This is a genomic window from Nitrosomonas sp. ANs5 (assembly GCF_050584665.1).
Classification (GTDB): domain Bacteria; phylum Pseudomonadota; class Gammaproteobacteria; order Burkholderiales; family Nitrosomonadaceae; genus Nitrosomonas.
The window spans coordinates 51,228-69,974 of sequence record NZ_JBEUDO010000009.1; the positions used below are offsets into that span (position 1 = coordinate 51,228).

An 18,747-nucleotide genomic window follows, 5' to 3' on the forward strand; every position below is an offset into this window, starting at 1 on the left:
GGCCTGATCAATATGATTCGTAACGCACTGACTATCGATGTGGAAGATTATTTCCAGGTGTCGGCTTTCTCGCCTTATATCCCGAGGTCGGAATGGGAGGTGCTGCCTTGCCGGGTGGAACGTAACGTCGACCGGATTCTCGCCCTGTTGGATGAGAATGGGATCAAGGCGACTTTCTTCACCCTGGGTTGGATAGCGGAGCGTTACCCGGCGATGGTGCGCCAGCTCGTCGCCAACGGCCACGAGCTGGCGAGCCATGGTTATGCCCATCATCGTGTGACCGAAATGAATCCGGTACAATTTCGTGACGATATCATTCGCAGCAAGCAGCTGCTGGAAGATATCGGTGGCCTGCCGATAGCAGGTTATCGTGCGCCAAGCTTTTCGATTGGCAGTCGTAATCTTTGGGCACTGGATTGCCTGGAAGAAGCAGGCTATCGATACAGTTCAAGCATCTATCCGGTGCGGCATGATCACTATGGCATGCCGGAAGCGCCACGCTTCGCTTTCCATCCCAACCCCTCGGGGAAATTGCTGGAACTGCCGGTTACCACAGTACGCATGTTTGGCCGCAATTTGCCCAGTGGAGGAGGCGGTTATTTCCGGCTTTGGCCCTATGCAGTCTCCCGCTGGTTCCTGCAGCGGGTCAATACAGTAGACCGTCAGCCAGTCATTTTTTATTTTCATCCCTGGGAAATCGATCCGGATCAGCCGCGTCAACAGGCGATCAATTTCAAAACCCGTTTCCGTCACTATCTCAATCTGGGCCGCATGGAAAAGCGGCTCGCTGCCTTGACCCGGCATTTTCGCTGGGGGCGGATGGACCAGGTCTTTCTGAAGCAGCTGACATGAGTGCGGCCAACGCTAATTTGCGGAACATTGTCAATGCACTGCCGAATGAAATAGCAGATATTTCCATTTTGCAAGCGGACAAATATGATGCCTGGGATGCATTTGTAGAGACCTGTCCGGAGGCAACCTTTTTTCACCGCGCAGGCTGGCAGCATGTGATCGAACGGGCATTCGGCCATAAAACCTGGTTTCTTTACGTTGAGAACGATGGTCATATCCAGGCCGTACTGCCACTGGCAGAAATCGACAGCTGGCTATTTGGCCATAGCCTGAGCGCCCTGCCGTTCTGTGTCTATGGGGGTATCGCAGCGATATCCGATGGCGCGCGCAGCCGCCTCGACCAGGCCGCACAAGCCTTGGCAAAACATCTCAAGGTGGATTGCCTGGAATATCGGCACCGGCATCCCGTTCATCCGGATTGGCCAACCAAGGATTTATACGTCACCTTCCGCAAATCGATCGATCCGGATCCGGAACAAAACATGCTCGCCATTCCCCGCAAGCAGCGGGCAATGGTGCGCAAGGGCATCAAACATGGATTACAAAGTCACCTGGATGAAGAGGTTGAGCGTTTCTTTCAGGCATATTCGATCAGTGTATTGCGCCTGGGCACACCCGTCTTTTCAAAACGATACTTTCATCTGCTCAAGGAAACTTTTGGCAAGGATTGTGAATTACTGGTGGTGACCAAAGATGATCAGCTCATCAGTGCTGTCCTGAGCTTTTATTTTCGGGATGAAGTGTTGCCCTATTACGGCGGAGGAACCGATGCCGCGCGTGATCTGGCGGGTAATGACTTCATGTACTGGGAGCTGATGCGCCGTGCTGGTGAGCGCGGTTATCAGGTGTTCGATTTCGGCCGCAGCAAACGTAATACAGGATCCTACAGCTTCAAAAAAAACTGGGGATTCGAGCCGCAGCCGCTCTTTTACGAATATCAGCTTCATCGCCTCCAGTCCATTCCCGAGCACAACCCGCTCAACCCCAAGTATCAATTGTTCATCAAAGCCTGGAGAAAACTGCCATTGCCGCTCGCGAACCGGATAGGCCCCTATATCGTAAAAAACCTGGGCTAGCCAAGCATGAAGGGACTGCTTTATCTAACACACAGAATTCCTTTTCCACCCAACAAGGGTGACAAAATCCGTTCGTTTCACTTGTTGCAACATCTAAGCAAGCGCTACCGCATATATCTGGGCACCTTCGTTGATGATGAAAAGGATTGGCGATACGCGCAAGAAGTTAAAAGTTACTGCCAGGCAAGCTGCCTGGTACCGCTCAATCCTGTGGCAGCCCGCTTTCGCAGCCTGTCCGCACTACTTGGCAACCAACCTTTGACACTGGCTTACTATCGCAACCGCCGGCTGCAAAGATGGGTGGGGGAGATACTTCAGAAAGAGGAAGTGCAGGCTGCTGTGGTATTTTCTGCAGCCATGGCACAATTTATCGGTCGTGCCGCACCTATTCGGCGCATCATCGATTTTGTCGATGTGGATTCCGATAAATGGCAGCAGTATGCTTCATCCAAGACCTGGCCTTTAAACTGGCTGTACCGCCGCGAATCGGCATGCCTGCTCGATTATGAGCGAAAAATAGCCAGTGAATTCGATAGCGCAACATTTGTCTCGGAAAAGGAGGCCGGTTTATTCAAGCAGCTTGCACCGGAGGCCGCCCATAAAACCACATTTTTCAATAATGGCGTCGACACCGATTTCTTCTCGCCAGCGGATGAATATGCCAATCCCTATCCAGTGGGTGCCAGGCCGCTGGTTTTTACCGGTGCAATGGATTACTGGGCCAATATCGATGCGGTTGATTGGTTTGCAAATTCGATTTTTCCAAAAATCCGCGCGCGCATGCCACAAGCGGTTTTTTATATCGTCGGCGCCAGGCCCAGCAAGTCGGTGCAGGCGCTGGCTGGTCTGCCGGGTGTCACGGTCACTGGCGGTGTCAAGGATATTCGCCCCTATCTGCAGCATGCCTGCATCGCCGTCGCGCCCCTGCGCATCGCACGGGGCATACAGAACAAGGTATTGGAAGCCATGGCAATGCAAAAACCGGTAGTGGCTTCCTTGCAAGCGATGGAAGGCATCAACGCTGTACCGGATGAGGAACTGTGTGTTGCAGAGGATGCAGAACAGTTTGTTGAGCAAGCCCATGCCTTGCTCGAGGCGCACGCGCGGCGAACCACCATAGGGCTGGCGGCCAGAAACCGGGTGCTGCAGGCTTATAACTGGTCGAACAGTCTGGCCCGGATTGATGCGTTGCTTGAGGAAGCGCCACAGATCCAAGACACGTTATGAATAACCTGTCGATACTTGTCAGAATACATGGACACCCCAGTCATGAATATACAGATTAGTTCGCAACCTGCTACGCCTGACCATACTGCCATGCGGCGCAGCACGGCAGTATGGATCACACTGCTCACAATCGTGCTGATTCTGTGGATTTATCAGGAAGTCGCCGTGTCGATCGTGGCCACCTGGCTGAGCTCCGATACCTACGCACATGGTTTCCTGATCGTGCCTTTCAGTCTCTATATGATCTGGCAAAGCCGCCACCAGCTGGCGGCAGTCGATTTTCGTCAGAACTTCTGGCCTGTGCTGCTGCTGGCAGGACTTGGGTTCGGCTGGGTCATGGCCTCGATTGCCAGCGTGTTGGTCGTTCAGCAGTATGCCCTGGTCGCGATGATACCGTTAATCGTCTGGGCCATGCTCGGCAGGCAGCTATTTGTGGCACTGATATTTCCGCTGGCCTATCTCTTGTTTGCCGTACCGTTTGGCGAGGCACTGATACCCCCGTTGATCGACTTTACTGCCGACTTCACGGTCAGTGCGCTCCAGTTGACCGGCATTCCGGTTTATCGCGAGGGAAGTTTCTTCAGCATTCCGAGTGGCAACTGGTCAGTGGTCGAGGCCTGCAGCGGCGTGCGCTATCTGATCGCATCGGTCACACTGGGAACGCTTTATGCCTATTTGACTTACCACAGCCTCACCAGGCGACTGGTTTTCATTGGGCTCTCGATTATCGTACCGATCATCGCCAACGGCCTGCGCGCTTACATGATTGTTATGATCGGTCACTTGAGCGATATGCAGCTCGCAGTCGGCGTGGATCATCTGATTTACGGCTGGATATTTTTTGGTTTGGTCATGTTGCTGTTGTTCTGGATTGGTGCGTTCTGGCGGGAAGACCATCTCGATACAGAGTCCACGCAAAATTCTGCCCCCGCTACCCGGCAGGCAGCGGCTGTTTCGAGGCAGGGAACACTCGGCATGGCTGTCTTGGTGGTGACAGTGGCAGCCATCTGGCCAGGTTATGTGACCTACTTGGATGCACAGAGAAGTCAGCATCCTGTGCCGGCAATTCACATCACGGATCCTGCCGGACAATGGGCACCCAACGCTTCGCCACTTTCAGACTGGATGCCAAGTTATGTCGGTGCGCCGACCCAATATATCAGCCATTTCCGTAACGAGCAGCAACGCGTGAGTTTGTACATCACGTATTATCGCAATCAGCTGCAGGGAGACGAGTTGATCAACTCCGGCCACATGCTGGTTGCTCACAAACTCACCGGCTGGCGTCGTCTGAACGACGGCAGCAAGACCCTCTCATTGCCGGCCAACAACTTTTCAGTTAACCAGAGTCAACTGCATGGGCCGCATAACCGCCTGCTGATTTGGAGATGGTACTGGCTGATCGATCAGGAAACGACCAGCCCCTACCTGGCTAAAATGCTGCTCGCAATCAACCAGATTCTGGGCAAGGGTGATGACGGCGCGGAAATTATCGTGGTGACCGACTATGATAGCGATCCCAGAGAAGCTGTGCCAGTGTTGCACAAATTCCTGTCAGACATGATGCCTGCCATTTCCGCAGGCCTGCATGCAGCAAGACAGGCGGACAATTAAACAGGGCATGAACAATAACGGTGAACCCCCACTGATTGCACATATCATCTACCATCTGGGTGTGGGGGGGCTCGAAAACGGCCTGGTAAACCTGATCAATCACATGCCCGAAGCGCGTTACCGGCATGTCATCATCTGTCTCAAAGGCTATTCGGAATTCCACAAACGCCTGCATCGGGAGGATATCGAGATCATCGCCCTAAACAAGCCCGAAGGAAATGACTTGCGTTACTATGGCAGGCTGTTCAAGCTGCTCAGGCGCCTTAAACCCGCGATCGTGCACACTCGCAACCTGGCCACCATTGAGACACAGCTGGTGGCGGTCGCAGCAGGTGTCAAGGCGAGAGTGCATGGCGAACATGGCAGGGATGTGTTCGACCTGGAAGGAAAAAACAGGAAATACAATCTGCTGCGCAAACTGATTCGTCCATTTGTGCACCGCTATATCGCAGTCAGCAAGGATCTCGCTGGCTGGCTGGTCGAGACGATCCAGGCGCCTGCGGCACGGGTACATCAGATTTATAATGGGGTAGAGCAATCACGTTTTCATCCGGATAATATCGCCCCGGTCGAAGCCTTCCCGGCAGGTTTTTTTCAGGACCAGCCATTCGTGATCGGCAGCGTAGGCCGAATGGCGGCCGTCAAGGATTATCCCTCCCTGGTGCAGGCATTCCTGCTGTTGCGCGAGCGCGTGCCGGACAACGGCAGGCGGTTACGGCTTGTCATCATCGGGGAGGGTGTCGCGAAAGCGCAGTGCATAGACATGCTGCATGCAGTCGGCGCCGAGCATCTTGCCTGGTTGCCCGGTGAGCGTGACGACATTGCGCAGCTGATGCGGGCCATGCACTTATTCGCATTGCCTTCACTGGGTGAGGGTATTTCCAATACCATTCTGGAAGCGATGGCCAGCAGTCTGCCGGTTGTGGCGACGCGGGTGGGGGGCAATGCCGAGCTGGTTCGGGAAGGCGAGACCGGATGGCTGGTGCCCCCAGGCAACCCGGCGACGCTGGCCGATGCGCTGTACAGGTACTATCAGGATGAAGCGCTGACAACCCGGCATGGTCAGCGGGCGCGCGAAGTGGTCGAACGGCAGTTCAGCATGCGTGCCATGACCAATGGTTACCTAGCGGTTTACGATCGCCTGCTGGGTCACGAGACTTCCGCAATTTCCAATGAATTCACCAACTGAAAGGGTAGGGATATGTGTGGCATCGTAGGCATTTTCGACATGCGCGCCGGCAGCGAGATCGACCGTAAATTACTGGACAGCATGAATCAGACCCAGACCCATCGCGGACCCGACGAAGGCCAGCTGCATACAGAGCCTGGTTTGGGCTTGGGTCATCGCCGATTGTCCATCATGGATATATCCAGCGGCCAGCAGCCATTATTCAACGAGGATGGCAGTGTTGTCGTGGTATTCAATGGCGAAATCTACAATTACCGCAAATTGGCCGAAGAATTGACTGCACTTGGTCATCAATTCCGCACCCACTGTGACACCGAAGTGATCGTGCATGCCTGGGAGGAATGGGGAGAGCGTTGTGTACAACGGTTCAGTGGCATGTTTGCATTTGCAGTCTGGGACCGCAATCAGCAGATTCTTTTCATGGCGCGCGACCGGCTCGGCATCAAGCCGTTCTACTACAGCCTGCTCGATAACGGCTTGTTTCTGTTTTCATCCGAGCTCAAGGCGCTGCTGGCCCATCCACAATTTGACAGAAGTCTGGATCCCCTCGCGATAGAGGAATATTTTGCCTATGGCTACATTCCCGAGCCGAGAACCATTTTCAGCCAGGCACGCAAGCTCGAACCCGGCTATTCACTGCTTTTGCAGCGTGGGCAAATGGCCATACAATCGCATATTTACTGGGATGTGCCATTCTCAGCTTCCACGCCGCCCATGAGCGAACAGGAGGCCGAGGAGGAACTGGTGCTGCGTTTGCGCGGCGCGGTGGACAGCCACTTGATGAGCGAAGTGCCGCTGGGCGCATTTCTCTCCGGTGGCGTCGACTCCAGTGCCGTGGTCGCCATGATGGCCGGTCTCGTGAAAGAGCCGGTCAACACCTGCTCCATTGCCTTTGCCGATTCGGCCTTTGACGAATCACGTTACGCTCAGCAAGTGGCCAATCGTTACCAGACGCGCCATTTTGTCGAACAAGTCGAACAGGATGATTTTGATCTCATCGACCGCTTGGCCGCGCTGTATGATGAACCCTTTGCTGACAGCTCCGCCATTCCCACCTACCGGGTCTGCGAACTGGCCAGAAAGCATGTGACCGTGGTGCTATCGGGAGATGGCGGCGACGAGAATTTTGCGGGCTATCGCCGCTATCGTTGGCATATGATGGAAGAGCAGTTGCGATCCAGGCTGCCCATAGGCGTACGCAAGCCGTTATTCGGCTTGCTTGGTGCGGTGTATCCCAAAGCGGACTGGGCGCCGAGATTTTTACGTGCCAAATCTACTTTTGAAGCACTGGCACGCGATTCTGTGGAAGGCTATTTCCACAGTGTTTCCATTCTCGGCGACAAGCTGCGCGCGCAATTGTTCGCACCAGGCTTTCGCCGCAACCTGCAGGGATACCGGGCAGTTGAAGTATTGCGTAACCATGCGGTCAGAAGCCCAACTCGGGAACCATTATCGCTGGTGCAATACCTGGATATCAAAACCTACCTGGTCGGCGACATCCTGACCAAAGTGGACCGTGCCAGCATGGCCCACTCACTCGAGGTGCGTGTGCCGCTGCTGGATCATGAGCTGGTTGAATGGGTGTCCGGGTTGCCCGCTTCCCTGAAATTGCGCCACCAGGAAGGAAAGTACATTCTCAAGAAATCACTGGAGCCGTATTTGCCGCACGAAGTGCTGTACCGAAACAAAATGGGTTTCGCGGTTCCACTTGCCAGCTGGTTCCGGGGCCCCCTGCGCGAGCGCGTGCACAAGGCGCTGCTCGGCAAGACATTGGCCGATACGGGTATCTTCAACATGGCGTTCATCCAGACCATGCTCGATCAGCACCAATCCGGGCGGCGGGACTATAGCGCGCCTATCTGGACCTTGCTGATGTTCGAATCTTTCCTGCGCAACATTTTCAGTCAGGCAAGCCCGGCTTCTACCGCGCGGGAGCGGAAGGTCGCCTAAGGGCGCGCTTGCACACCCCCAAGCCTGAAAAAATGTATGGGACATACAAAAACGGCCCGTTTGTAATAAAAACTGAGAACACTGACCGCAAACCCGGAAGAAGTTATGCTGAATGTTTTTCTGACTGTCGATACCGAGATATGGCCCTATGCGGAAGGGTGGCCGGTGCACGCCTTGTCGCCGGACAAAACCACATTCGATGCAGAAATCGCCGCCTGCCTGTATGGCCGGACTCTGGATGGCGACTTCGGCTTGCCATACCAGATCGAGCAGCTTAACCAGCATGGATTGAAAGCGACTTATTTTCTGGAACCCCTGTTTGCCGATCGTGCCGGCAGCCACCACCTTGCCGCGCTAGTGCAGCTGATCCAGGAAAACGGCCAGGAGGTCCAGCTGCATCTGCATACCGAATGGCTCAGCGAAATACAGGATCCCAGCATTCCTGCCCACTTCAGGCAATATATGCATCAATTCACGCTGGATGAGCAGACTGCATTGATTGCAAAAGGCGTGCGCAGCCTGCAGACAGCCGGCGTGGCCGCCGTGCATGCTTTCCGTGCCGGCAGCTATGGCGCCAACCAGGCCACCCTGCGCGCGGCTGCACGGAACGGGCTGTTGTTCGATACCAGTTGCAATCCCTGTTATCTGGGCAGGGATTGTCAGATCGATCCGGGCCGGCCTATGCTGCAGCCATTCAAGATGGAAGATGTCTGGGAATTTCCGGTTTCCTTTTTCCAGGACTATCCCGGTCACCGGCGCCATGCGCAATTGGCTGCCTGCTCTTTCGACGAGATGAAAACCGCCTTGCTGGATGCCTGGAAAGCGGGCTGGCATGCGTTTGTAATCGTCCTGCACAGCTTCGAGTTGGTCAAGAACAGAACGCCAGCTGCACTTTGCCAGCCGGATAAGCGGAATATCGATCGTTTCCATAAGCTATGCCAATTCCTGGCCGGGCATCCGGACAAATTCCGGACAGCACAATTTTCCGAAATGGATCCAGCGGCCATACCCGGGGTCGAACCGGCCCAAGCGCTCCGTTCCCGCCCGCACCACACGGCCTGGCGCTATGCCGAGCAGGCGCTATCGAGGTTCGTCTAATGGAAAAGTGGATCAAGCAACCGATCGACTTCATCAGCCGCCTCGGCGAAATCAAACTGTTCAGCCGGCGATTGAATGCCTGTGTGCTGAGAACGCACTTTACCGAATTGCCCGCGCAGGCCGAAATCCCGCCGGAATTGCCTGCTTGGTTTGCTCAAGCTATCGATGTTGCCATCATGCGCTCCCATCCGCTGGCGGCGCCACTGTCGGTTCTGGGCATCCTGCCGCAAGCGATCCGTTATGTGCCGGCCAGTTATCAGCGCTACTGGGTCGCACTCGATGGCGGGTTCGAAAGCTACCTGAAAAAGTTCTCCGCCAAATCCCGCAATACGCTCATGCGCAAAATCAGAAAATTTGCCGAATTTTCCGGTGGCGAGATCGACTGGCGGGAATACCGCCAACCGGCACAAATGCAGGTATTTCATCAACTGGCAATGGAGGTTTCCCGCAAAACCTATCAGGAGCGCCTGCTCGATTGTGGCCTGCCATCCGACCAGCCATTCCAAGCCCATATGCTGGCGCTGGCTGCAGAGGATCGGGTGCGTGGCTACATTCTGTTCTATCAGCAAAAACCGATCGCCTATATCTATTGCCCGATTCACGCCGGAGTCGTGCTCTATGAATACGTTGGCCATGATCCGGAATATCAGCGCTGGTCACCCGGCACCCTGCTGCAATATTTCGCACTGCAAAGCCTGTTTGCGGCAGACGACGTCAAAATCTTTGACTTCACCGAAGGGGAGGGCGCGCACAAGGCATTCTTTGCGACCCATGCGCAATATTGTGCAGATATCTATTATTTCCGGCGCAACCTGCGCAATCTGGCCAGCGTGCTGTTGCATGCAGGCATTGGGGCCGCATCGAGCGGGATTGTCCGGTTGCTGGATAAGCTGCGATTAAAGGCGTATATCAAAAAAATGCTGCGTTCTACTGCATAGCCGTTCTACCTATTCCCCCGAAGACGCCTTTATGTCTCTGCAAAGAAGTGAATTTCCTGACCCAGCATCTCATACGCCGCCAACTGGAGAAAATTGGTCATGGCAGGATCTGGATCTTTTCGATTCCACCGCGCGTAGCGAGGCTTTGCTCGTTCTCAAGGGCTTTCTCCGGGATCATTCCGAAGCAACCATGGATCATGATCCCGATTGGCTCTATAGCAAATGCGGTCAAGACAAATCGGTAAAAATTTTTGTTTGCCGTGCACCGGGTGGCAGGTTGTCCGGCTATGCACCGTTCTTTGTGCATCCATCCAGTTTGAGCTTTGAATTGTTCGGGATTGCGCTTTGGGAACTTCCAATTCGCCGTTACAGCATGACGGCAGGCCCTTTGCTGGCGCCTGGCGTCAGCGCTGGGGAAGTGCTGCCCAGCCTGTTTGATCGCTTATGGCAAATACTCGGGCGCCGTGAAACCCTGTTCGGGCTGGGTGTCGAGCTGGATGCCGCTTTTGGCCGATTTATTCAGCAGCACCCCGGTCTACGGAAAAAATACCAGTTGCTTCCTTCTGGAAAAGCCTATCGAAGACGATTGATCGCATTGCCTGCCAGCTTCGATCAGTACATACAGGGCCTCAGCGCCAATACCCGCAAGGATATCCGGCGCACACTGCGTCAATTTGAACAGGATTCCACCATCACTGTTTCCTATCGGGTATACACCGCTCCTGAAGAGGTATTGGAATTTCTGCCGCTGGCGCAAGCGGTATCGGATAAAACCTATCAGCGGAATTTGCTGGGTCTCGGTATCTGCGACAATCCGGAAACACGCCGCACTCTGACGATCGCTGCAGAAAATGGCTGGATGCGCAGCTATCTTCTGATCTGCAACCAGCAACCGGTGGCCTTCCAGCATGGTTATCTGCATGGCAATATCTACTATGCGGAACAAACCGGCTATGATCCAGCCTGGGCGCGGAAATCCGTCGGGACCGTCATGCAAATTTACCGGATCCGCGACCTGATCGGCAAAGGAGTTGCCCGGCTCGATTTTCTGTACGGCGATAATGAGAAAAAGAGAAGCCTGTCCAACACCTATCGAGAGGAACGGAATTTTCATCTGATACCCCGTAAATTTCCGCTTGGATTACTCGCTTATGGCCTGCGCGGATTCAATGCGGTTAGCGAGCTGGTCGGGGACTTTATCGAAAAATGGGGACTGAAATCGAAAATCCGCCGCGTCCTCCGCAAACGATCAACCAACCAGGATTGATCTAAAATTCAACCCGTTGGGTGTGTTTCATGCACGACTATATCTGTCTGGTGGCCATGATCGAGATGCCGATCTTGCGTGGACAATGCGTCAGCAATAGCCGTCCGGACGTACTGGTCAGAATCCAGCCCGTCCGGGACCAGCCACATTTTCTGAAGGTATTCAGCGAAGCAGCATTGGTCGAGCGGATATGAGTCACGATTCTCGAATATCCGCGCTTGTGGATGTCTTTGCACACCTTTTCTATTAGGCATGCCGCCGTTCCCATGCCACGATATAGTGGATAGGTAAACAGATAGCCCAGAAAGACATCCCCGGGCGACAAGCAAATATCCAGATTCGTTGGCGAATCGACATGCACCACAGCACTATGGTTGATGTTCACCTGTGAAACGACACCTGTACCATCAATCAATGCATAAACCCCCGTATCGCAGCTGATGAGTTTGGCGACACCTTGGCCGCTTTGCGAATCGAGTTGTTCGATCAGCGCATGCGGATACAGGGCAAGATCCCGGGCAGTTGTCAGGGAAATAAAATGGAAGGCATGCTGTGCACAAGTATCCCGAACGGGTTTGGGCCGCAGCACTTGCTGTTGGGCCAGATCCATCGAATAGAGAAAATGCACCTCCACCCGGAACAGCTTCTTGACAGCCCAGAATACCGCTGCCTTGAACCCTCCCTTGGATTTCAGGCGCGCCAGTTTTTCCTGCCAGCCATTCATGCTTTCGAGTTTGTCAGCCATGCAATTACCATTGGTGTGCACCGGAGATTATTGACACCGGTCTCTGCTTCAGGAACCGGATGTAAAAATAATATACCTTTCAATCATTCTCAGTTTCATTGTGCCCCCGCATCCATTCCGTTACTACCGATTGAACGGTGCATGCGATGTACCCTACGCTTGTTCAGTCGTCAGAGTAGGGTGCATTTATGCACCGTCAAACCAAGATCGAATCCCAGCCACCGCCACCCATTCACCTCCATAACCAGCCTACCCATGATGAAGCCCATCCATACCGTTACCACCGATTGAACGGTGCATGCGATGCACCCTACGCCTGTTCAGCCGTCAGAGTAGGGTGCATTTATGCACCGTCAAACCAGGACTGAGTCCCAGCCACCGCCACCCATTCACCTCCAGACCCAGCCTGCGCCTGATGCAGCCCATCCATGCCGCCACGCCATGTTCTCAATAAAACACATCGATTTTGCGCATCAGATTGGCCAGCTTCTTTTGCGGCCAGCTTAGCTGCTCCCAGTAGCGGGGATAGGACTCGCGGCGCACGGTTTCGATTGGGTCCGACCAGAAGCCTTTGCGGTTCGCATGCTGGTGCAGATCCAAATCAGCGATTTCATTGTTTTCGATGATGACCGGGCCGCGCTCGGTGAGGGCGATGTCCCAGTGATGCAGATTCATCCCCATGAGATAATTGGCTGCCTGGTCACAGATTTCGATCACGCGCGGCCAGTCTGGCAGTGTGTAGGGGTCGAACGCTTCTCCCGTATCCGGGTGAGTACTGACCAGCTCGATCTTGCCATTCAGCTTGCCTACCACGCGCGTGATGCGTCCGCTGGCCGTATCGACACCCCCCAGAAAATTGCCTGAAGCGCCATGCTGAAAGTTGTCCACCATATTCGACCCGGTCGGAATGCGCCAGACCGCACTGACAATCGAATTCTTGCCGTTCATCCGTGCCGAAGTGACACGCACGCTGCTGAGCCGGGGCCCACAGACACGGGCGATTTCCGGATGCGGCTTGAGCACCTCCTGAAACAGAATGCCATGCGAAAATTTCGGATTGAGCGATTCGAGCCATTCGAATACTTTGCGCCGCTTGCCGCTTGTGAACGAGATGCTGTCCGATCCTGGCAAATAGTTTTCCAGACCCACCGCCCCCCAGCCATAAGCGCCATGGCTGGGTTTGGCAAACATTGGATAATGTTCGGGAGTGCGCAGATAGGTGGCTGCCTGGTCGATATGGCTCAAGGTGACGGAACCGGGCAGATGCCTGCCACTGAGATCATAAACTGCGCGAATTTTTGGCATCGGAAGCTCAGTTGCCATCATGAACAGCGTCATGGGAAGCTTCTCGCCCAGCATGAACCAGCGGGAATCATTGCACACATAATTGAGCCGGAATTTCCGGCCGTTGCCCAGAAACCTGCTGCGTTCCTCCGCCGTCAGATCATCCAGCTCATGCAAACGGTAGTCGATATATTCCTGAAACAACAGCCGCTGCGAACCAAAGCGCATGCGCAGGATTTCGGACAGCGTCGAAAAAGGCACCTTGCGGGCACGTTTGCCAAACAGGATTCGGAGAATATTCATGGGGAAATTTCACCTTGATAGCGGTTGATTGAAAAATACCGGGTCTACCGGATCGATCGGGAGTCAAGCCGGGCAATGAAATCTTCCCAAATAGCATCTTCCGGCCGTATGGAACCCTCAACCCAGACCGGCTCGGATGTATGTGTAGATAGCTCCCAGTGTCCAGGGCACTCGGCAATTGCCCATCCTTCGTAGTAATAACTGATTTCTGCAATGACAGGCTCGCCGTTCCGCCGCAAAACATCGACAGCAAGTGACTGGGTTTGTAATACTCTGGCAGTCCGGAAAGCGAGCAAAAGCGCCTCCCGCGGAACCCCGGCGGGATCCCAGTCTATGCGGCCGCTGCCACTCGCCCGGAAATCACCCGGCCGATTATATCGTCTGAAGGCAAAGGCACGTTTGCCGATAATGGTGATGCGGATATCAAAATCATTGCCAGGCAAAAATTCCTGGAGCAATAAATAGCCCTTATGAAATTCCTCATCCGTTGGCTTCGAGAAAAGCACTCGCATTGCTTCACTGGTGCGCCTGACAAACCAGCGCCAGGGTAGATTGGCGGGCGGTAGCGCATACATACCGGAATTGAACAGCGCATCCAAATGCTGGCACGCCTCACGGCGCGTGTGTACCAGCTCGACATTCTTGGAAATGACACCGGAAGATAGCTTCAGCACCAGCGGATAATTTGCTGATGCAATGAATTCTCTAGCCTGAGATTTGGACCAGAATACCCAGGTCGCGGGTGTCGGAATATCCGCCAGCTGCAGCAGGTAGGACTGTGCGGCCTTGTCATCAAAATGCCATATAGTATTCAGATTGGGAAAGGTCGGCATCTTGCCAAGATGCGCCAGGGAAGCGATCAATCTGCGGCCCGGACGGCTGACCGATAGCGGCTGAGCGAACCACCACATGAATCCATCGCACCGATTGATCTGATTCAGCCAGTTGGCGGAATTGGAGAAAATATCGATATCCAGCGTTGCCACACCTTGCTGTGCGGCCAACTCATGCCAGCGTGTCGAGAAAGATTGCCAGCGCTTGCTTGAAAGTTGCTGGTGGTCTCGTTGAATCGCGATAATTGGTTTGTCCATGAGATGGCCTCATAATGCATGCTGCTGGTGATCGTTGATGGTTCATTGCTTCAATTTGTCCGGATGAATATGCTGGCCAATCAGTGCTATTGATTGCTCAATGGCTTGATCGAGGCCAGACATTTCTTCAGGAGTAAATCGCGTCAATACGATATCTTTCGCCTTGCGTTGATTTCCGGACCTCCTGACCCCGACACGCACACGGCGGATGGCATCAGTGCCCAGTGCCATAATAACCGAACGCACCCCACGGTGGCCGGCATCGCCACCCTCATGCTTGAGCCTAACCTTGCCAAGCTCGATATCCATGTCGTCATGAATGATGATGCAATCATTGGGGGTGCATCGGTTTCTCTCCAGATACTGACGGAGTGCCGGACCAGTGACATTCATGTTTGCGGCCGGCTTGAACAACCGAACAGCGTTACCATCAATATTGACCAGACTGACCAACCCTTCCTTGGTGGATTCCCAGTGGCCATTGAACCGCTCGGCGATTTGGTCGATCACCTGATAACCTGCATTGTGAGGTGTGGCTTCAAATTCTTTGCCAGGATTACCCAGTCCAACTATTACAGGAATTGAAGTATCAAGAGTTGAGGAGTTTGATGGGGTAAACGCTGTGATTTTGTCTTGTGTCAGTACTGATTCAATGGCGGCACCCTGATCGTTTTCAGAGCCGGTCTGGTAGAGGTATAAACAGCTATCGCAGAACATATTAAAGCCACAACGATCGCGCCAGCAATGAATGGGTTGGTCCCGATCGTGGATAATACGTACGAGATGGTCAGCGGCATTTGATCCTTTAAGAAGCACCAAATCTCCTCTGCGTAATTCATTCTTCAGATAGATGGCCGCATCATGAATATTTGAGAAACCCTGGAGAGACTGGTCGTTCTGATCTTTTCTTGCACGTAGAGCGCGATGTGCATTTGAACCAATGAAAACAACCAAATCTGCATATTGTCTGATTTCTCTCGCAAATTGCTTATATTTTGCAGAAAGATCGCCTGAGAAATCGGATAAAGTTCCAATAACCGCAACCTTTCTGGGCGAGGCTGCTTGTTTGAGAAAGTTTAATGGCGCTTGTAGCGACCAGTACGGCGCTTTCATATCGTCGCGGATAAACACAACCCCTTTGTCATCGGAAACAATTTGCATCCGGCCTTCTGCAGGCACTGCCTGCTGCAAAACAGGGATGACTTTTTCCAGTGGGATGCCAACAGCCACGGCAACACCCAAAGCCGCCAATACCGATAGTGCCAGATGTGTGCCATGCAACTGGGTTTGGACTTCATATTCCTGGCCTTGAAACGCTATCATCAGCTTCAAGGGTTCTGGCCAGCAGGAAGTGGCAGAAAGCAGCCGAATGGTGGCGCCTTCCGCTTTTCCTACCCAAATGATGCGTGCTAGACAGCGCTCACCAATAGCTTTCACACGCGGATCATCGATGTTCAGGATGGCAGTTCCGTCATGGGGCAAACCGGAGATTAACTTACTTTTCTCGGCTGCAATCCCTTCAATGCCAGCACCTTTGAATGCTCGAAAATGATCGTTACCTATAATAGTCAATACGCCAATGTCAGGTTTTAGCATGCGTAACGAAAGATCCATATAGCCGGGCTGGTGACCGGCCACTTCTGTTACACAATAGCGGTAATGCCGTTTTGTTTCAAGTATGGTTCTGGCTATAAATAAATGCTCATTCTCGGTTTTAGGCGAGGCAGTGCTGGCATCGAAAGCGGACAGAATGGTACTGCTCAGCTCCTTGGTCGTGGTTTTTCCCGCACTGCCTGTGATACCGATAAAGCGGGTGTCTCTCAACTGCCGACGATGTAGCCAGGCTTGTAGATAGGTTATACCGCGATGCGCTGTCCAGTAGTGCTCCTTGAGCACCTGGATCAATCCACGCTGACGATAGGCTTGTAGTTGACGGATGAATGGCATGCAAGCTTTATCCTTGAAAAAAAACTAATTGTAAAGTAATTCAACGAGTACCAGACAGAACAAATACAGTTCGCTTTTATACCCTATCCAACATTGGACACCGACTATTCTGTGATTAATTAAGATCATCCGAATTTAGAATCTTGTCATGCAAAATGAATCGGCTTCTGCCATGACTTGTTCCTGTATTTATTTTATTTGTGCCTTAAGAGACATGTAGTGTATTGATTTATAATATTATTTATATATTCTATTTGACGGCAGCGTTCTTTATGAGCTCCATATTAATCGATTTTTTAATAATTAATATTGACATGGCATAGATTTTCCTTATCCCGTCATGATTTTTTTCTTGTGAAATAGGGGAATTTAGTTTTATTCTAAGTATAGGCAAGCACAAATTGTTGGTGGAGGGCCTTGAGTGAACTTTGCGGCTCAATGATTGCTGTCGTGTTTGGGTGCATTTTGTAAAGGTTGCTGATATGCCGAATAAAACAGTTGTGGAATTCATTGGGATTCCGGGCTCAGGAAAATCAACAATAGCGAAAGCTTTATATGAAAATTTCCTGCCATCCAGTGATGTTATTATGCCTATGCACGGTTTCCGGCGAGTGGATCTTACTTTTTTTGAGAAAGTCAGTGTAGATCTGCGCTACCTGAGTGTACTTTTTCCTTACCGATTTAGAAGAGTATTATATGAGCTGAGGTATTTTGGTTATAACTTGGTGTCCATTAAAAATGGGTGGGAGCGATCACGGTATCCCAGTGCTTTCTTCGAGCTGGTAAAGAAATTAGACGCAAAGCTTATTATCCTGGATGAGTGGCTGATACATAGGACCATAGATGAAGATGTTCATCGTTATCAGACGGGGATTGATTATGTGGGCAGGTTTTCTTTGGCTCCTCTCAGCAATATCGATAAAATCTGCTATGTTCTGGTCAAAACAAACCCTGAAATTGCATTCAAGAGAATTCTTAGTGAGGATCAGCCATATCGGCATTTTGCACTCAATAAAGATAAATGCCGAATCAGAAAAGTTCTTGCCAACTGGGAGCAAGATGTCAAAGAGGTTAGCGCAGCGCTTGAGGCTCAGCAGATACCATTGTTAATGATTAATGGTAGCGATCCGGTCGAAAAAAATGTCCAGTTACTGACTGACTTACTGCGTCGGCAAGTAAGTTGATGGGATAAGCCATCCCAAGCTCATCATCATGCACTCTTCCTCAGAGACTAATCAGAAATGGAATTAGCCGTTCCTCAGTATCTGTGCCTCAAGAATATGCTGCAGTAATCCCTGACTGGCACTCTCGACCAAATCCAGTACTCTTTCAAAACCATGGCTGCCGCCATAGTAGGGGTCTGGCACTTCCTGGTGGGTGTGCCAGTGGCTGCTGTATTGCAGAAACAGGCTGAGCCGGCTGGCGTGTTGCGGTGGGCATTCTTGTTGCAGCAGGTCCAGGTTGTAGCGATCCATCGCCAGGATATAGTTAAAACGTGTGAAGTCTTCCTGCGTGACTTTGCGAGCGCGCAGGCCCTGCATGCTGTAGCCCCGTTTCAGGGCCGCCTGTTGGGAGCGCCGGTCGGGTGGGTGGCCGATGTGGTAGGCATGCGTGCCGGCTGAATCGATGTGGATCAGATCCGCCAGTCCGGCGTCTTTGACATGGTGCCGGAAGACCGCATCCGCGGTGGGAGAACGGCAAATGTTGCCCATGCAGACAAACAATACATTGATTTTTTCTGGTTTGAACTGTGCCATATGTCTTGCTGCGGTAACCGATAATAAAAATATAATTATACCGCCGATAGTCGTGAAGCAGAATCTGCCCGTGATGTGTTTTCAGTGACGGTTCAGGTATTGCGATAATTACGGCGGCTTGCTGGTAAATTTGCTGTCCGTGGTGTAGCTATCGGTGGTACGGTGCACAGGTGCACCCTACAGTGGCCGTTGTGCTGGGTGCTGGGTGGTGGTGGATCAGGTGCCGGCAATCATGGTTGCCATTGCCAGGAAAACCGCCATCCGTGGCATAGTATCGGCGGATCGGCGGATCGGCGGATCGGCGGATCGGTGCACAGGTGCACTCTACGGGGAGTGGAAAGGTTCTGGTTTTGAGGGTGGTGGGGTGCGATAATTTTTTTGGCTACGCCAATACTTGCGATAATTCGAC

Annotated in this window: 16 protein-coding genes; 11 read left to right on the top strand and 5 right to left on the bottom strand. The window is 52.8% G+C overall.

The window, feature by feature from the left end; genetic code table 11:
* Positions 1 to 12: 12 nt before the first annotated feature.
* The 9 genes from ABTW62_RS03865 to ABTW62_RS03905 all read left to right on the top strand — a co-directional run bounded on the left by ABTW62_RS03865 (position 13) and on the right by ABTW62_RS03905 (position 11,211).
* Entirely contained in the window at positions 13 to 852 is an 840-nt protein-coding gene (locus ABTW62_RS03865) for an XrtA system polysaccharide deacetylase (RefSeq protein ID WP_430903268.1), read from the top strand.
* Complete coding sequence (locus ABTW62_RS03870) at positions 849 to 1,928, top strand: FemAB family XrtA/PEP-CTERM system-associated protein (RefSeq protein WP_430903269.1); 1,080 nt, start codon at positions 849 to 851, stop codon at positions 1,926 to 1,928. The genes ABTW62_RS03865 and ABTW62_RS03870 overlap by 4 nt, the downstream gene beginning before the upstream one ends.
* Before the next feature lie 6 nt (positions 1,929 to 1,934).
* Positions 1,935 to 3,155 (top strand): TIGR03087 family PEP-CTERM/XrtA system glycosyltransferase, encoded by a 1,221-nt coding sequence (locus ABTW62_RS03875; RefSeq protein WP_430903270.1) that lies wholly within the window; start codon positions 1,935 to 1,937, stop codon positions 3,153 to 3,155.
* Positions 3,156 to 3,197: 42 nt separating this feature from the next.
* A complete protein-coding gene (gene xrtA, locus ABTW62_RS03880) occupies positions 3,198 to 4,769 on the top strand; it encodes an exosortase A (protein ID WP_430903271.1) in 1,572 nt (523 codons plus the stop codon).
* 7 nt (positions 4,770 to 4,776) lie between these two features.
* Positions 4,777 to 5,958, top strand: a complete 1,182-nt coding sequence (locus ABTW62_RS03885; protein WP_430903272.1) for a TIGR03088 family PEP-CTERM/XrtA system glycosyltransferase — start codon at positions 4,777 to 4,779, stop codon at positions 5,956 to 5,958.
* Between the two features lie 12 nt (positions 5,959 to 5,970).
* Complete coding sequence (locus tag ABTW62_RS03890; protein WP_090413784.1) at positions 5,971 to 7,908, top strand: XrtA/PEP-CTERM system amidotransferase; 1,938 nt, start codon at positions 5,971 to 5,973, stop codon at positions 7,906 to 7,908.
* 105 nt (positions 7,909 to 8,013) lie between these two features.
* Positions 8,014 to 9,006 (top strand): polysaccharide deacetylase family protein, encoded by a 993-nt coding sequence (locus tag ABTW62_RS03895; protein WP_090413780.1) that lies wholly within the window; start codon positions 8,014 to 8,016, stop codon positions 9,004 to 9,006.
* A complete protein-coding gene (locus ABTW62_RS03900; protein WP_430903273.1) occupies positions 9,006 to 9,944 on the top strand; it encodes a GNAT family N-acetyltransferase in 939 nt (312 codons plus the stop codon). The genes ABTW62_RS03895 and ABTW62_RS03900 overlap by 1 nt, the downstream gene beginning before the upstream one ends.
* Positions 9,945 to 9,975: 31 nt before the next feature.
* Positions 9,976 to 11,211, top strand: a complete 1,236-nt coding sequence (locus ABTW62_RS03905; protein WP_430903274.1) for a GNAT family N-acetyltransferase — start codon at positions 9,976 to 9,978, stop codon at positions 11,209 to 11,211.
* Between the two features lie 37 nt (positions 11,212 to 11,248).
* Here ABTW62_RS03905 and ABTW62_RS03910 read toward each other — a convergent pair whose 3' ends face one another.
* From ABTW62_RS03910 to pth, 4 genes are all read right to left on the bottom strand, one after another.
* Complete coding sequence (locus ABTW62_RS03910) at positions 11,249 to 11,956, bottom strand: GNAT family N-acetyltransferase (RefSeq protein ID WP_430903275.1); 708 nt, start codon at positions 11,954 to 11,956, stop codon at positions 11,249 to 11,251.
* A gap of 447 nt (positions 11,957 to 12,403) precedes the next feature.
* Positions 12,404 to 13,543, bottom strand: coding sequence for a sugar-transfer associated ATP-grasp domain-containing protein (locus tag ABTW62_RS03915; RefSeq protein WP_430903276.1), 1,140 nt, complete (start codon positions 13,541 to 13,543; stop codon positions 12,404 to 12,406).
* Between the two features lie 44 nt (positions 13,544 to 13,587).
* A complete protein-coding gene (locus ABTW62_RS03920) occupies positions 13,588 to 14,634 on the bottom strand; it encodes an ATP-grasp domain-containing protein (RefSeq protein WP_430903277.1) in 1,047 nt (348 codons plus the stop codon).
* Between the two features lie 42 nt (positions 14,635 to 14,676).
* Positions 14,677 to 16,581, bottom strand: a complete 1,905-nt coding sequence (pth, locus tag ABTW62_RS03925; protein ID WP_430903278.1) for an aminoacyl-tRNA hydrolase — start codon at positions 16,579 to 16,581, stop codon at positions 14,677 to 14,679.
* A gap of 482 nt (positions 16,582 to 17,063) precedes the next feature.
* Between pth and ABTW62_RS03930 the strand changes: the two genes are divergently transcribed.
* Positions 17,064 to 17,765, top strand: a complete 702-nt coding sequence (locus tag ABTW62_RS03930) for an ATP-binding protein (RefSeq protein ID WP_430903279.1) — start codon at positions 17,064 to 17,066, stop codon at positions 17,763 to 17,765.
* A 63-nt stretch (positions 17,766 to 17,828) separates the two neighbouring features.
* Here the strand turns inward: ABTW62_RS03930 and ABTW62_RS03935 are convergent, their stop codons facing one another.
* A complete protein-coding gene (locus ABTW62_RS03935; RefSeq protein ID WP_430903280.1) occupies positions 17,829 to 18,338 on the bottom strand; it encodes a low molecular weight protein-tyrosine-phosphatase in 510 nt (169 codons plus the stop codon).
* Between the two features lie 154 nt (positions 18,339 to 18,492).
* Between ABTW62_RS03935 and ABTW62_RS03940 the strand changes: the two genes are divergently transcribed.
* Positions 18,493 to 18,711: a hypothetical protein gene (locus ABTW62_RS03940; protein ID WP_430903281.1), complete on the top strand. Its 219-nt coding sequence runs from the start codon at positions 18,493 to 18,495 to the stop codon at positions 18,709 to 18,711.
* Positions 18,712 to 18,747: the final 36 nt, after the last annotated feature.